The sequence below is a fragment of the Ruoffia sp. FAM 24228 genome, from assembly GCF_045528575.1.
Classification (GTDB): Bacteria; Bacillota; Bacilli; order Lactobacillales; family Aerococcaceae; genus Ruoffia; species Ruoffia halotolerans.
Genome location: NZ_JBGQQZ010000060.1, coordinates 1 through 14492, shown reverse-complemented (window position 1 = coordinate 14492; position 14492 = coordinate 1). Strand labels below are relative to the sequence as shown.

Below are 14492 nucleotides of genomic sequence, written 5' to 3'. Positions count from 1 at the left end.
TTAATCCTAGAGGCATTTAATTACCGTCAAAAGCCCAAAGGACAGCGACAAATATTGATGCATTTAGCTCACAATCGCACCCCGATGTGCCGCAGTAAAATTCGTCGATTGATGAAGAAATTCAATTAAGTGTGTCCGATTCGTAAGCCTCGTTTTCAACGCCAAGTATCTGCGGAGTATCAGGCTGAACATGTCAAACCCAACTATGTTAAACGTGAGTTTAGAGCTTACGGACCGCGTTCCGTGCTGTTGACGGATATTACTTATTTGCCGTATGGCAGGCAGAAGTGGGCGTATTTAGCGACGGTTAAAGATGCCTTTACGAACGAAATTCTATCTTATGAACTCAGCCCGATGCTTCATATTGCGTTTGTTTTGAAGATGATACGACAACTTATCGCCCAGCATCCGGTGAGTTTAGCGACGCAAACCCTGATTCATTCAGATCAAGGGAGTCACTTTACCAGTGTGAAATTTCAGTACCTTGTGGAGAATAATGGGTTAATTCAATCGATGTCCCGACGTGGCAATTGTTGGGACAATGCCCCTCAGGAATCTTTTTATGGACATATGAAAGACGAGATTGATCTCGCTTCGTGTGAAGATTATGAGGACGTAAAAAAGCTCATTGAAGAGTATATGGATTACTACAACAATGAGCGTTACCAATGGAACTTAGCGAAGCTAAGCCCTATTCAATATTATCAGTTTTGTACTACCAATGTCTATCCCTTAGCAGATATTTATTCAACACCTGCATTACCGCACATCAGAACGATTGAAATTGAAGAGTAGCTGCACTCAAAATGTGGCTCAAATAGTCCTTGACTATAGGACCAGTTCATCCATTTGGCTTGAGTTCGACCAACTCAGGACAAACCGCAGGTCCATTTGGCTTGAGTTCGACCAACTCAGGACAAACCGCACATCCATTTGGCTTGAGTTCACACAACTAAAGACAAACCGCATCTCCATTTGGCTTGAGTTCGACCAACTCAGGACAAACCGCAAGTCCATTTGGCTTGAGTTCGACCAACTCAGGACGAACTACAATAATATTGGTCGTAGGTTGAATTTTACCCAGTTTTCTTTACTTCTCTACTCTACTTCTTCCTTTTTTCGTGTACTTGCAATTAAACCTACCCCAGATAACACAGCTAAAGCAGCAGCTGAGAAGATCGCGTATTGTTTTTCTTCACCTGTTGCTGGAAGTAAGCCTACACTACTTTGGTCTACGTCAGTATTTTCAAGGTCAATAGAACTTCCCTCGTCTATTGTCCCTTCAGAATCTTCATCAGTATCATCAGACTCGCCTGGTTGTTCTGTTTCATCTTCTGGTATTTCATTCCCGTCTGATTCACTTGGGTCCTCATCAGGTTCAGTCGGTGTTTCAGGCGGTTCCGGATTCTCTGGATTTCCCGGGGTTTCTGGTATTTCATTTTCCCCAGGTACTTCCGGAGTTTCGCCATCACCACCACCTTCGACGGGTCCACCGTCTGCAGCGTAACGAATAATCGTTGCGGTTAGCGGTGATAAAGTTATTGAGCCGTCATTTAACAAGACACCTTCTGGGTTTCGAATTGCTTCTGTCCCTGCAGTAAGCGCGTCGACAATTACTTCACCAGTTCCAATGACTTCAAAGCCTTCAGGGAATGTAAACTCTCGGTCTGATTCATCTGAGTTAATGAAGACTGCATAACGGTTCCCTTGTGAATCTGTGACTTCATAAGCTACAACTAAGTCCGTGTCACCCATTTCAGGGGTATTAATAAAGCGAACATTTTCTTCGACTTCTTCTTGTGTACCCCAACGGAATGCATCTACATCACGTCTTAAGTGAATTAATCCTTTGGTATATGCTTGCGTTTGAGTATGGATTGGATACATTTCATTATTTAAAGCCATATTCCAATCAAATTTATTAACTATATCCGTCGAGTCATAAGAATCGTGCACAAAATACGGATATTCAAACGGATTCCCATCTTCATCCACTAAATATGTCGTCTTGTAAGGAGCCTCATCAACTGTCGTTATATAGTCTTCATGACGGAATTGTTTCGTTCTACCAAACTCTTGACCTGCATGTATAAACGGCGTTCCTTGTGACGTTAGAATCATTAAGTTCCCTAAGCGAATTCGTTGATGAATCTCTTGAGCGTATTTTGCGGGATCTTTCTTAATCGACTGAGCAATCACATCATGCAATGTTAAATTATCATGCGCCGCAATATACTGTATAATATCTCCTGGATCATCCGCATTCACATTGCTAGGAAGCCCAATAATATTATTAAACATGTCTTCCAGAACTTGCGCGCCTCCGGTTAAGAATTTTGGTTGCCCTTCACTACCAAAACCAGACTTCAGCATATTGCGGATTTCATCCGAGAATACCGCCACACCGTCTGTTTGATTCATCCAAGATTGGTCCGCGGGTTGCCGTGAGTCGTCCTCATCACCTGTAAAGGTAATCCAACCTTCTCCTAACATGAGAATATTCGGATTCAATCTAGCCGCTTCGTCGTAAGCCATTTCAACTGCTTCAGCGTCATGGTCACCCATCATATCAAAGCGGAAACCGTCGACTTTGAATTCATCGACCCAATATTTTATCGAATCAACTAAAACCCGACGTGACATATGATGAGTTGTTCCTAAACGCCCACCACCAAAGGATTCACGTGGCGTTCCGTCTTTATCCATAAAGTGATAATAATTTGGCTCCAAATCTTCAAACAAGAAAGTTCTCGCCGTATGATTGAAGACCACATCTAAAATAACACCCATATCACGCTTATGAATCTCATTGACTAAGTTTTTAAACTCAGCTATGCGTTGTTCTGGATTCTCTGGATTTTCGGAATACATCCCCGTTAAAGCAAAGTAACTTTGTGGGTCATAACCCCAGTTATAATTATTTTCCGAAGCAGACCACTCTAATTCGCGTTCGCCATTATTAAATTCATCCGCGTAGAAATAGCTCATGACTGGCAATAATTGAATATGCGTCACACCTAAATCCTGTAGATAATCTAAACGCTCAACAAAAGAACTAAAGGTTCCAAATTGACTCGTTAATTCCTCTGAAATACTAGGGTCAGATGTAAAGTCGCGCACATGGACTTCATATATAATCGCATCTTCTCGTTTCGTGTATCCTGGGATGTTAGCATAATCTAATTCTGGCCCAATCGTTGTTGGGTCAACAATCGCCGCTTTGGCCACGTGTGCTCCTGGTGCTAAATTATTCCAAGCCGCTAAAGATTTTGCATATGGATCGAGTGCTAGCACTGATTCACCATCGCGGGTAATTTCATAGTGATAGAAGTAACCTTTGTGGTCCGCAAGGCCCGTCTCGTCTTCATTTAATAATAAATTCCAAACGCCTGTCTCATTCCGCGTCATATCATAATTTCCAACCACTTCATCTTGATTCTCTTTATCGTATAAGACAACGCGAATCGCCTCAGCCGTTGGTGCCCATAAGTTCATTTCTACTGAACCGTCTTCATGCAACTCAGAGCCTAAATCACCTTCATATGCATAAAGATCATCCATTAAGCGCCATGAAGAACGCACAGCCGTAGAATTGTCACCGTATGACACTGTGTATTGACCAGACAGTCCATCAAAATCACCGGAAATAATGACTTGACCGGTTGTTTCATCAATCGTAATATCATCAAAAGAAATGTCATTACCATTTCTATCAGTTAGAGTAAACAAACCTGTTAAATCGCTCTCGACAAGCGTGCTAACTGATGACAATGAAACAATAATTTGATCTTTCGCAACCATTTCCGCATCAGTTAGACGTTCTTCACCTGCTGTATAAGGCGATGTGTGAACAGTCGGATCCAAATCGCGTAAGAATACTTGACTATCTTCAGCGCGGTCTGAGAAAGTCATGTCTCCAGATTGTTCGCCGGTTAATTTGTTTACTAATAAAAATTGAATACTGCTATCTAAACCATTAGATAGATGGACATCAACATAGCGACCGAACGGTCCTTCATTAATAAAATCCAGCGCGTCATCTGGCCAGCTACCAATGTTCTCACTGTCTTCATCAACTTCGCCCCAGACCCATAAGCCCCAGCCTTCATAATTATCATCTTCGCGTTCATAGTTAATTCGGATTTGATTTTCATTTTCTAAAGGTTCGTACAGATGTTGTTCATACTCTTCATTAATCCAAACTTGGTTCATATCCGAATGAGCTATTTGAACCGCTTGGTCTTCAGTCACATTGTTACCCGTCACTGTATTGATTAAGTAGTTAATAATTTGCGCGTTGTCTTTTACCGCAACATCTAAGTAATAGCCATATTCCGATTCAAGAAACTCAGATAAATTTGTCGCCCCGTTCGGCCAACCACCTAATTGATCACTCGGTGTTTCAACATCTCCCCACATCCAAAGCCCCATTGAGCTCGGGTCACCTTCAGGTAATTCATCAAAATGTAAACGGAAGTCACCTTCCGCAATTTCTGGTAAAGTAGCAACGCTTAAAGTTGAAACGGTTTCAGATTCCTCAGTCAACGTTTCTTCGACCGATTCTTCAGACTCAGCTATTTCTTCTGTACTTTCCTCAATCGGACTTTCTTCAGAAGGGTCCTCTTCTACAATACCTTCCTCGACTGCCTCATCGGAAACTAGTTCGACTGTGCTTTCAACAACAAGCTCCTCCGCATTGACTTGTAGTAAAGTATTGTGACTGACTAAAATACCTGCCGTCATAGCTACCGACACAACGCCAACTTTTAATTTCTTCAGTCCAAACTTGTGAACCTTTTGACCGCTCTTCTCCATCAACAGCTTTTTATTTCGATGACTAACCATTCATCTGCCTCCTATTTGTATTGAAATCGTTTTCTGCAAACGTTTTACTAAATTATATAGAATAATGAACATTATTACAATATATTCATACAAAAATTAGTTTAAAGAGTAAAATCAACTGCTTTTAATAGCCTTCCAACAGACTATCGATATATTTGCTTAATGCAATCGTTTGAGTATTCCTTGCTCTTAAACTTCATATCTTTGGACTTGCGAGCTGACCTGTTCTATAATTTTAAACAAGAGAAGAGGGATAAATATGAAACTAAGATTAAGTATCGACGACATTAATGGATACAAAGAAAAGTACTCGAACGCATCAGCTGCCGCTGGTTTTGCCGAAGAGCCTAAATTCATCGGTCTGCCGAAGTATCACGTCGTTATATTGGATGAAGAAAACTTAACGCTGGTTGAAATGACTCTTGGCCTCAAAGAAAAAGATGTTACCGCCATCCCCTTATCACAAGTCAATTCAGTAAAAGTATCAGGAACGATGATTAAAAAAGCTGTCATCAACACACAAGGTGGCAATTACAAACTCCAATTCAAACCACTCGCAGTAGGAAATGGGTCAGAACAAAAAGATTTATTAAACAGGCTCGATGCCTTGTAAGTTAATAATGAAAAGCCCTTCAAGCTAGCAGAAGCAATGCTAGCTTGAAGGGTTTTTGGTGTGAGTTGGTAAGGATCTTGAGACCTATCGCAGGGCCGTTTGGCGTGAGTTAGGGCAACTTGAGACTTATCGCGCTCCATTTGGCGTGAGTTGGGCCAACTTGCGACTTATCGCATACCCATTTGGCGTGAGTTAGACCAACTTGCGACTTATCGCTCTCCGTTCGGCGTGAGTTCGGCAAACTTGAAACCTATCGCAGGGCCGTTTGGCGCGAGTTCAGGTAATTACAACTCTCATAAAAAAAACGAGCCTGGACACTGAGTCTCCTCAGTATCCAGGCTCGTTTACCTATTTTATAACTATAACCCATTATCTCTGGTTATTTAGTTTAAACTATTATTCTACACTTGATTCTTCTGTCTCAGCAGCGTCTTCAGCTGGAGCATCAGTTGTTTCTTCTGTCGTTTCTGCTTCATCAGCTGCATCTTCAGCAGACTCTTCTGATTCTTCTTGAGCTGGGCTGTCGATAACCGTTCCTGCTAGAGCGTCGATCGTTACTTCTTCACTCATCATAGCATCTGCTTCTTCAACTTCAACTGTCCAAATTGGACCATCTTCTTGCTCTTCTTCAGATTGTAAGAAGTCCCAGAATTCAGATGTATCAGCATTTAAGTTCCAACTTACAGCTTCGCCATTTTCAACTTCTGCTAAAGCTAATTCAGTCGCTTCATCAATTGTAATGACACTATCCATATCTAATGTTGGACGTTCTTCTTCTGATGGTGTTGCTTCTTGAGTTGCAGCATCATCCATTTCAGCGTCATCTGTAACTGATTCATCGGCAGGAGCTGATTCGACAACAGAGTCGTCTGATAATTCAGCTTCGCCTTCATTTTCAACGATATCCGCTTCATCAGCCACATCGCCGTCCATCATATCATCGGCAGCTGATTCGTTTGTTGCTTCATCAGCAGCATCGTCACCATCTAAGAAGCCGAATAAACCTTCGTTAAAGCCACTTTCTGTAACTTCACCGTCTTGCCATACAACTTCTAATTCAATATCTTCTTCAGCATTGAATGCATTTACCGTAATATCGTAACGTTGCTCGTCACGGTCGTATGCTACATCAATTTCTTCAATCTCTGCGTCTGGATACTCTGCCTCTAACATCGTTACAGCTTCTTCAAGACCCATTTGTACATCACTTGCTTCAACATCTGCTGCTTCTTCTTCCATAGCAGACTCTTCAGCAACTTCAGATGTTTCTTCTTCAGTTGTCTCAACGACTTCACTTGTTTCTTCTTCGCTACTTACATCCTCAGCATAGGCAAGAGGTGCAACACTTACTAATAACGAAGCACTTAAACCAACTAACAACATTTGACGTAATGATTTTTTCATAATAAAATCCTCCTCAGGAATGACTTTTGAAACATCTCATCTGTCTTAAACCTATTATATAAAAACGCTTCCCGTATGTAAAATAATTGCACTCAGAAAAGAAAACATTTTTATAGAAACCTCTAGTTTACCTATTAAGACAATATTTCACATAAAACATTTTACATTAATATTTCTATATATTTAATACTAATAAACGCTTTTGTTGCTACAACTTACTTTAAGGTTTAAAATCGAACTAAACAAGAAAGGGGCATTAAAATGGTGCAAACATTTAAATTAGATGATAGTGAGCAAGCAAAATTTCTCATCTTCCATTCCGACTCTCATCAAGATGAACAGGACTATGTCAATCAATTCAACTTACCTAATGATGTATTTGCTCTCGATGATGTTTCTTCCGTCGCGCCAAGGTTTGAAGAAATCCCTCAACAAGATGCGGACAATTCACTCATTGTTGTTTTATCCAACGTCACGAGTCGCAACAATGATGTACCTGTCGAAGACCGACTCGAAACACTGACCTTTATTTTGCAAGATAATACACTCCTCCTTTTTTTAAAGGAAGGTTCGACATTCGACCGAAATTTATTACATCAGTACATGGACAAATTTGATAGCATTGCAAGTATCTTAGTCTATGCGGGGATTTTGATGTATTCTAATTTGCACGATGAATTGCAACAACAAAAAGCAGCCATCGATGATTTAAATAACAAAGCCAAAAATTCTACGAGTGGAGATGTCCTTCGAAAAGTAGCTGATACAGAACGGAATCTCGTTATTTTAGAACACACGATTGAAACCTTGGATGAGACGGTATCAGAGTTATTAGCAACTGAAACATTCACTAACAAACTTGACAACTCAGCACTAGAGTACGACCTTAAGTGGTACAACCGGCAAGTCATAAAGCTTGTCCACGTTTACCGTGACTTATTAGATAGTGTCAGCAGTTTATTTTCAGATCTTGTCAGCGACAACTTAAATAAATTAATGAAATTCTTAAACTCGCTCTCACTTGTTCTCGCTTCGGCCAGTTTAATTTCCGAGTTTTGGGGAATTAACGCCGGAGGCTTACCAGGAGAAAATTCTGATTACGGAACACTTGGAGTCCTCATTTTGGTTGTTATCTCAACTGCTTCAATGGCTATCTTCTTAAAGAAAAAAGATTACTTTTAAACGTCAAACACACCCATGAATCATTTCACGGGTGTGTGTTTGCGTTATTAATAATCAATATCGAATGAAGTATAAATGAACAAACTCTTACCCGCTTCGACACTTTCGCCAATGACATCTTTAATTTCTTTATGTTGAGAAGCAGTTATTTTATGCGCGTCGGCTAAGAATCGGTAATATTTCTTCAACGAAGTCCCCATCTGTTGCACGCCTGTTTGCGACTGAACAATCCCTTTATCAACGATATAACCATTCAAGAATAGAGTTAAAAAGTCAAGTTCGTTTAAGTCAGGTTGATAACTTCGATATACTAGTAATTCTTGCACATATAGATTTGCATTATCGTTATGCCGTTTTACAACTTTGTCACTCAGCTCTAGCTCTTCTTTTAAATAAATGCCAAAAGCAGCGATCGCTTCATTAGTATTAGCCTTAAACGACGTATCAACGAATTCCGTCTCTTCTTCTTTAAACTCATTGTCTACAATATCTAAGTGATTTTCAAAAGCCATGCGAGTTGTTTCGTCTGCTGGTTTGTAATCATTCGACGAGAAGATATGGTCATTCAAAGCCGCCATTATTCTAACTTGAGGAACTCGCTCCCAATCTAAAGGAAAATACTCTAGTAAATAAATATAGTTATTCACAATACTTGAAATCGTTCGGTTATGATTTTTGTTTACTTTAATACTTCGAGCATTTTCAAAATAACGGCGGATTTTTCCTTTTGGAATACCAAGCATTTGAAAAGCCAGTTGAATGCCATCTTGAATATGGGCATCTAATTGTTTCTTCTCCGTCGCATTGATATCCGCTAAAACGACCGGTAAAAAGGTTAAATCATTGACTAAAAACAAAACCTTTTTACGATTTACTGTAACGTAATTAGCATGCCAAGAATAAAATGGATTTGTTTTTGAGAAATGTTTGGCACTTTTTTCATTGTCTACTTTCTCAATGTGCGAAAACAAAGGTAATGTTTTTTTCGTTGGATTCATTACTAACATAATATCTCCCCTCTCTTAATTCCACATTTTTTATTCATTAAAATACAAATTCTTCTCCAAATAATCATTCGGATATTTCTTCAACAACCGCTTAAAGAACTGACGTAATTGACGCGAAGTTATTTCATTTGCTTGATACCTTGCGATATTTTTTTGATACGTCGCTGTCTCTTTGCTCGTTGCTTGCTTATTGAAGTAACCCCAAATATGTTGAGCGGCATTCACTTCTGCACCCTTATCTTCCGGCACACTCTCTGCTTGTTCAAGAAGCTCAATAAATAAGATAAAGTCTGTATCTTCCTTATTTTTTAATACGTTACGTATCTTTTGATAAATGCTCGCCGACTTCGCCAACACAGCATACTTCCGCTTGGCCCATAACTTCTCAGTAGCAACGATATCTTGATCCAAGTAGATTTGTATCTTTTCTGCAGACCGATTCTTATCTTTGACTTCTAACATAATATCGATCGGCTGATCAGGAGGAAGCTGCTCTAAAAATCCAATAAATGGTCGAATCGCAATCGTCTCGGAATGGGCACCGGCTTTTTTTCCAGGCGCTTGTTGACTGTAATGAATTTTTTGACGACCATCAGCTGGCTGCCAAGTTCGACCGGAAGCTTGAATATAGTCACTCAATGGAGTGTCATCAAGTGGAAGACGCACTTCATGATGCAAATTATCAAAAATAACGGGTAATCCGGTCTGCTCACTAATAGAAAGAACATCATGAATACTATATAAACGCTCATCGTTTTCAATGACTAAGTGCCCGCGCACGCGTTTAGATAACTGATTGGCTTGGTCAATAAAGCGTGCCATTGCGGCTTCTTTATCACCATACACCCCACCAATATGGATAATGATTTTGTTCGTCTGATTGCCTCCAAGTAGTTCTAACAATTCCGAATGGTACTCCAAGTCGTCAATCGCTCGTTGGACCACATTCATATCCATGGAATTCAAGACCGTATACTGTCCTGGATGCATCGAAATTCGTAACTGAGTTGATTGTACTTTGTCTTTAATACGATTGAACGTTGATTCAAAATACTCTTTCCAATCCAGGTCCACACCCTCTTTAGGCTTCGTCGCAAACGGAATTAAATCACTTGATAGACGTAGTAAACCGATTCCGTGATCCACTGTATAAGTAATCATCTCTTCCAATGTCGCCAGATTCCACTCAATCAATTCAATCCATTTGTCATTTGTTAAATTATCAAAACGACACGTCTTGAATCCTTGGCTAATATCGGGATTCAAACACGCGTAACCAATTCTTACATCTTGATTCATAAGTGACTCCTTTGTCTTTTGATTTATCATACTAAAAATAAAAAGAAAGATTGCATAAAATGCTCTCTTTCTTTCGATTTAACCTATTTGTTATTATCTGTATCTAAGCGCAACTCGCCGTCTTCCATGTAATAAACTTTATCACAATGCTTGATTAAACGCTCATCATGGGTAACCATAATCGTTGCTTTTTTCTGTTCCTTTGTTTGTTTGGCCAATATTTCAACCACTTCAAACGCACGACTCGAGTCCAAACTAGCTGTTGGCTCATCGGCTAAAATCACTGACGGATCATGGAACAAGGCACGCGCAATCGCTACACGTTGGCGTTCTCCACCTGAAAGGTCGCTCGGATATTTATCCCGTAAGTCCGTAATATCTAATTGTTCTAATAAGGAATCCACTCGATCTTTTTCGAATGCCTTTTTTTCGATTTTATTCACAAGACGCAACTGATCCTCAACTGTTAGGAAAGGTATTAAGTTAGATGCTTGTAGGATAAAGCCGATTTCTTTAAAGCGTAGCTTCGTTCTTTTCTTATCATTCTCTTCACTGAACTTGTTGCCATTAATCAAGACTTCCCCTTTACTAGGCGCTTGAAGGCCTCCAATAATCGTTAGAAATGTACTCTTACCTGAACCACTTGGTCCGATAATCGCAACAAATTCTCCCTCTTCAACCGAAAAGTTCGTATCTTTTAAGGCTGTAATCTCTTTACGTCCATCATCGAATGTTTTGGACACATTTTTTACTTCAATTGCTTTCTTCATAGAACCCCTCCTATCCAATTGCTTCTAGCGGATCGATTTTGGCTACCGTTCTTACTGAGAAGAACGCGCCTAATAAGGCAAACAAGACAATTAATACGGTTATAATTAAGATAAAGTACATATTAAAGGCAAATGGCACCGTACTCGGTAACACCATCGCTGTCCCCATTGTAAGCACCAAGCCAATGGCTACACCAATGACTGATAAGATAAATGTCTGGCTCACAACAGATGTCGCAATGTACTTCGTAGAAATACCCTGGGCTTTCATCACCCCAAACATGCTTGATTTTTGTACAGTTAACACATACATGAAGATTCCAATCACAACAGCCGCAATAATAATTAAGAAAATAATCATTAAACCAAACGTCAATACTTGGGCTGTGTATCCAGGGATTTCTTCAATATATTCAGAGATTGTTGACAGCTCTAAGTCTTCATTATCCAACTCGACACTATCTAAATCATCATCACGAATAATAAAGGCACTCACACGCCCTTCATCCGAATCATCAATTGCTTCGAACCGCACGTCTTGGTATGTTGAAATAGTTGTGTATAGTACTGGAGCGACATTGAATTTCGCGTTGTCGGTAAAACCAACGACTTCAACTTGCTCATCATTTCCCGCAAGATTTAAAACGTCACCAATTTCAATACCAAACTCTTCGTGGATACTAATATCTGCCACAACTTGAAAGTCTTCTTGAAACATCTCACCTTCAACGATATTTGGTGCAATAAATTGCTCTGAATCAATTCCGAAGAATGTCACTGAAATTTTATTCTCTTCTTGTTCAGCTTCAGTCTGATTATCGCGACTTACAACACTTGCAGTTTGTCCTAGAACGGCTATCTCGTCAGCTTCAATATCATTGATTAAACCTTGTGGCATCATTGACATATTAATATTTGAATTGGCTTCGTCTGCCAATACAATTGCTTGTGCTTCCCATTTATCCACACTTGTTCGGTTATCTTGAGCCAAACCGAAGGCTAAGCCAGTTAAAAAATAAACTAAATAACTCACTAATACTAATACACCGACGATTAATGAAAAACGCGTCTTGGCGTATTTAATTTCTTTCCAAGCTAAAAACATATCTTCACCTCTAATTTTATATTTAACTTATCACCTGATAAGTATATCAGTCATTTTTTTCACATGCAAGATATTTTTTGGTATTCACCTAGTAAATTCAACAATTCGATGTATAATATTAAATAAGGAAGGAGCAAGTATATTGACCTCTAAAGAGATTTCAACGAGACAAATGATTATAGATACTGCCCGTAAAAAATTTATGACCGACGGTTACAAGGCAACTTCAACGCGTCACATCGCAAAAGAAGTAGGGATTACCCAGCCGAATCTCTATCATCATTTTCGAAATAAAGAGACTTTATACATTTCCGTCCTAGAACAACTCGGAGATGAAGTGAATATTCAACTGAATTATATTGCCCATAACAGTCATTTATCATTACAAGAGCGTCTCAACCGTATGACCCGCTACCTCCAAGATAACGATCCCGTCGATATCTATACAATGATGAAAGATATGGAATCTGATTTATCTGATGAGAGTAAGACCAAATTGTACACTATCTTCTTAAATGGCTACAAACAACCTTTTGTAGATTTGTTTAAGGAAAATTTGACGAAGCTACGTCCGGACCATACTGCTGAGGAAATCGCTTCGCATTATTTTATAGTGATTGCCCCTTACATCAGCCCAGACATGCAACGTTATCAATTCGTCTCGATAGAAAGTATTGTCGATTTATTTTTACATGGAATTAAAATTTAAAAAAAGAGAAGCGCCTGGATAGATTCCAAGTGCTTCTTTTTTTAATTTAATGCATCAAATTTCGCTTTCATTGTTGGGTTCTTTCGAACTAATTTCTTAACCGTTAAGTCATCCGCTTTGTTATTGGCTAATCGCAAGTTGTTTTCGGAAGAGACTAAGGCATCTTTTGTTTTTTGTAGATGCGTAATCGTCTTATCAATTTCATCAATCGCTGTTTTGAACTTTCGACTTGCCAGGTCATAATTTCTAGCGAATGCCGACTTGAATGTATCGAGATCCTCTTCAAAATTTGTTATATCGATATTTTGTTCACGCATCAAAGCTACTTCTTGCTTGTACTCTAGCGAATTCATCGCTGCGTTTCGAAGGAGTGTAATAATCGGGATAAAAAATTGTGGACGAATCACATACATCTTCTCATATTCATACGATACATCAACAATTCCATTATTATAGAGTTCATTATCAGATTCTAACATTGAGACAAGAATCGCATATTCACATTTTTTGTCATTTCGGTTTTTATCTAGTTGCTTAAAAAAATGCTCATTCTTTTTCTTCGTTGCCGTCTCATCGCCTTCGTTTTTCATCTCAAACATAATTGAGATAATTTCATTGCCGTGCTCATCGTTCTCACGATAAATGTAGTCGCCCTTACTTCCGGATTTAATATCGTTATCCTTACCAAACTCTGCGTTTTTGAAAGCTGTCATTCGAAGGCGGTTAAACTCGATTTCACAATGCTGTTCTAAAGTTTCACCAACCATTTTAGTCGATTGCTTCGCCTTAAAATCTTTATAAAATGCAATTGTCTCGTCTTTTAACTTCATTTCTGTTTCGTATTTTTCCTTAACTGAGTTTAACTCTAATTCCCGTTCCTTTTCCTGAAGCGTCATCTTAGACTCTAACTCCATCAGCGCTTTTTCTTTAGCTGCATTGCTTTCTGACAATTCAAGTTTCTTCTCATTTTCAATCGCTTGAATTCGCGCATTCAACTCAGTCAATTCTCTATCTTTTGCCGCTAAAGCTTGTTGTAGTTCGAGTTCTTTGTCTTTTTCTAACGAAGCGGTTTTATTCTCCAAATCAGCGATAACTTTATCTTTTTCTGTAATTTGCTTGTCAAAGGAATTCTTCGTCTTTTCCTCAATTAGAGCTAAATCACTCTTATGTTGGGAGTTGATCTGCTCGAGTTTTTCATGAATCTCTTCATTAAATTCTTTTGTTCGAACTTGGGCTAAAATATCTGCATACCCCGCTTCGTCAATCGTAAATAGTGTCCCGCAGTGTGGACATTTAATTTCATTCATCAAAATACCTCCTGTAATTCTAACTGATTGTTATACCATTATACTAAAATTTAAGATGCGGTGGGAACTCGAGTCAAACCACAAGTCCATTTGGCTTGAGTTGACCGAACTTAGGACAAACCGTTGTCAAGTCCATAATCTTGTGTAAAAGTCTCAATGTAGTTATATCATCTGGTCATCATGCACATTACACTTGTAAGAATGTCCGAGCGTTATTTTCCCAATTTTCGTGGAAATCAATTAATATCGAA

The 14492-nt window shown here is 39.2% G+C and carries 11 protein-coding genes; 4 read left to right on the top strand and 7 right to left on the bottom strand.

Annotated features, from left to right (window positions below):
• The first annotated feature begins 129 nt into the window (after positions 1–129).
• Positions 130–795: an IS3 family transposase gene (locus ACEN33_RS09820; protein ID WP_407094137.1), complete on the top strand. Its 666-nt coding sequence runs from the start codon at positions 130–132 to the stop codon at positions 793–795.
• Positions 796–1098: 303 nt separating this feature from the next.
• On the opposite strand, the gene ACEN33_RS09815 is transcribed toward ACEN33_RS09820, so the two are convergent.
• Positions 1099–4845, bottom strand: coding sequence for a pullulanase (locus tag ACEN33_RS09815; protein WP_407094138.1), 3747 nt, complete (start codon positions 4843–4845; stop codon positions 1099–1101).
• 259 nt (positions 4846–5104) lie between these two features.
• Between ACEN33_RS09815 and ACEN33_RS09810 the strand changes: the two genes are divergently transcribed.
• Positions 5105–5458 carry a hypothetical protein gene (locus ACEN33_RS09810; protein ID WP_407090753.1) on the top strand — a complete coding sequence of 118 codons (354 nt, stop codon included), beginning with the start codon at positions 5105–5107 and terminating at the stop codon, positions 5456–5458.
• 396 nt (positions 5459–5854) lie between these two features.
• Here ACEN33_RS09810 and ACEN33_RS09805 read toward each other — a convergent pair whose 3' ends face one another.
• Positions 5855–6862: a hypothetical protein gene (locus ACEN33_RS09805; RefSeq protein WP_407090754.1), complete on the bottom strand. Its 1008-nt coding sequence runs from the start codon at positions 6860–6862 to the stop codon at positions 5855–5857.
• A gap of 261 nt (positions 6863–7123) precedes the next feature.
• Between ACEN33_RS09805 and ACEN33_RS09800 the strand changes: the two genes are divergently transcribed.
• A complete protein-coding gene (locus tag ACEN33_RS09800; protein ID WP_407094139.1) occupies positions 7124–8044 on the top strand; it encodes a CorA family divalent cation transporter in 921 nt (306 codons plus the stop codon).
• Between the two features lie 47 nt (positions 8045–8091).
• On the opposite strand, the gene ACEN33_RS09795 is transcribed toward ACEN33_RS09800, so the two are convergent.
• The 4 genes from ACEN33_RS09795 to ACEN33_RS09780 all read right to left on the bottom strand — a co-directional run bounded on the left by ACEN33_RS09795 (position 8092) and on the right by ACEN33_RS09780 (position 12225).
• Positions 8092–9051 (bottom strand): DUF6933 domain-containing protein, encoded by a 960-nt coding sequence (locus tag ACEN33_RS09795; RefSeq protein ID WP_407090756.1) that lies wholly within the window; start codon positions 9049–9051, stop codon positions 8092–8094.
• Positions 9052–9081: 30 nt separating this feature from the next.
• The gene (gene uvsE / locus ACEN33_RS09790; protein WP_407090757.1) at positions 9082–10350 is read right to left on the bottom strand and encodes a UV DNA damage repair endonuclease UvsE; all 1269 of its coding nucleotides are present in this window, start codon (positions 10348–10350) and stop codon (positions 9082–9084) included.
• An 83-nt stretch (positions 10351–10433) separates the two neighbouring features.
• The gene (locus tag ACEN33_RS09785; protein ID WP_138405166.1) at positions 10434–11120 is read right to left on the bottom strand and encodes an ABC transporter ATP-binding protein; all 687 of its coding nucleotides are present in this window, start codon (positions 11118–11120) and stop codon (positions 10434–10436) included.
• Between the two features lie 10 nt (positions 11121–11130).
• The gene (locus ACEN33_RS09780) at positions 11131–12225 is read right to left on the bottom strand and encodes an ABC transporter permease (protein WP_338487618.1); all 1095 of its coding nucleotides are present in this window, start codon (positions 12223–12225) and stop codon (positions 11131–11133) included.
• A 142-nt stretch (positions 12226–12367) separates the two neighbouring features.
• On the opposite strand from ACEN33_RS09780, the gene ACEN33_RS09775 reads away from it, so the two are divergent.
• The gene (locus ACEN33_RS09775) at positions 12368–12934 is read left to right on the top strand and encodes a TetR/AcrR family transcriptional regulator (protein WP_138405168.1); all 567 of its coding nucleotides are present in this window, start codon (positions 12368–12370) and stop codon (positions 12932–12934) included.
• A 41-nt stretch (positions 12935–12975) separates the two neighbouring features.
• On the opposite strand, the gene ACEN33_RS09770 is transcribed toward ACEN33_RS09775, so the two are convergent.
• Entirely contained in the window at positions 12976–14241 is a 1266-nt protein-coding gene (locus tag ACEN33_RS09770; RefSeq protein WP_407094962.1) for a DUF2130 domain-containing protein, read from the bottom strand.
• Positions 14242–14492 lie beyond the last annotated feature (251 nt).

Coding starts and splice junctions, on each gene's coding strand:
- ACEN33_RS09815 (WP_407094138.1), bottom strand. CDS start 4,845: ATGGTTAGTCATCGAAATAAAAAGCTGTTGATGGAGAAGAGCGGTCAA.
- ACEN33_RS09810 (WP_407090753.1), top strand. CDS start 5,105: ATGAAACTAAGATTAAGTATCGACGACATTAATGGATACAAAGAAAAG.
- ACEN33_RS09805 (WP_407090754.1), bottom strand. CDS start 6,862: ATGAAAAAATCATTACGTCAAATGTTGTTAGTTGGTTTAAGTGCTTCG.
- ACEN33_RS09800 (WP_407094139.1), top strand. CDS start 7,124: ATGGTGCAAACATTTAAATTAGATGATAGTGAGCAAGCAAAATTTCTC.
- ACEN33_RS09795 (WP_407090756.1), bottom strand. CDS start 9,051: ATGTTAGTAATGAATCCAACGAAAAAAACATTACCTTTGTTTTCGCAC.
- uvsE (WP_407090757.1), bottom strand. CDS start 10,350: ATGAATCAAGATGTAAGAATTGGTTACGCGTGTTTGAATCCCGATATT.
- ACEN33_RS09785 (WP_138405166.1), bottom strand. CDS start 11,120: ATGAAGAAAGCAATTGAAGTAAAAAATGTGTCCAAAACATTCGATGAT.
- ACEN33_RS09780 (WP_338487618.1), bottom strand. CDS start 12,225: ATGTTTTTAGCTTGGAAAGAAATTAAATACGCCAAGACGCGTTTTTCA.
- ACEN33_RS09770 (WP_407094962.1), bottom strand. CDS start 14,241: ATGAATGAAATTAAATGTCCACACTGCGGGACACTATTTACGATTGAC.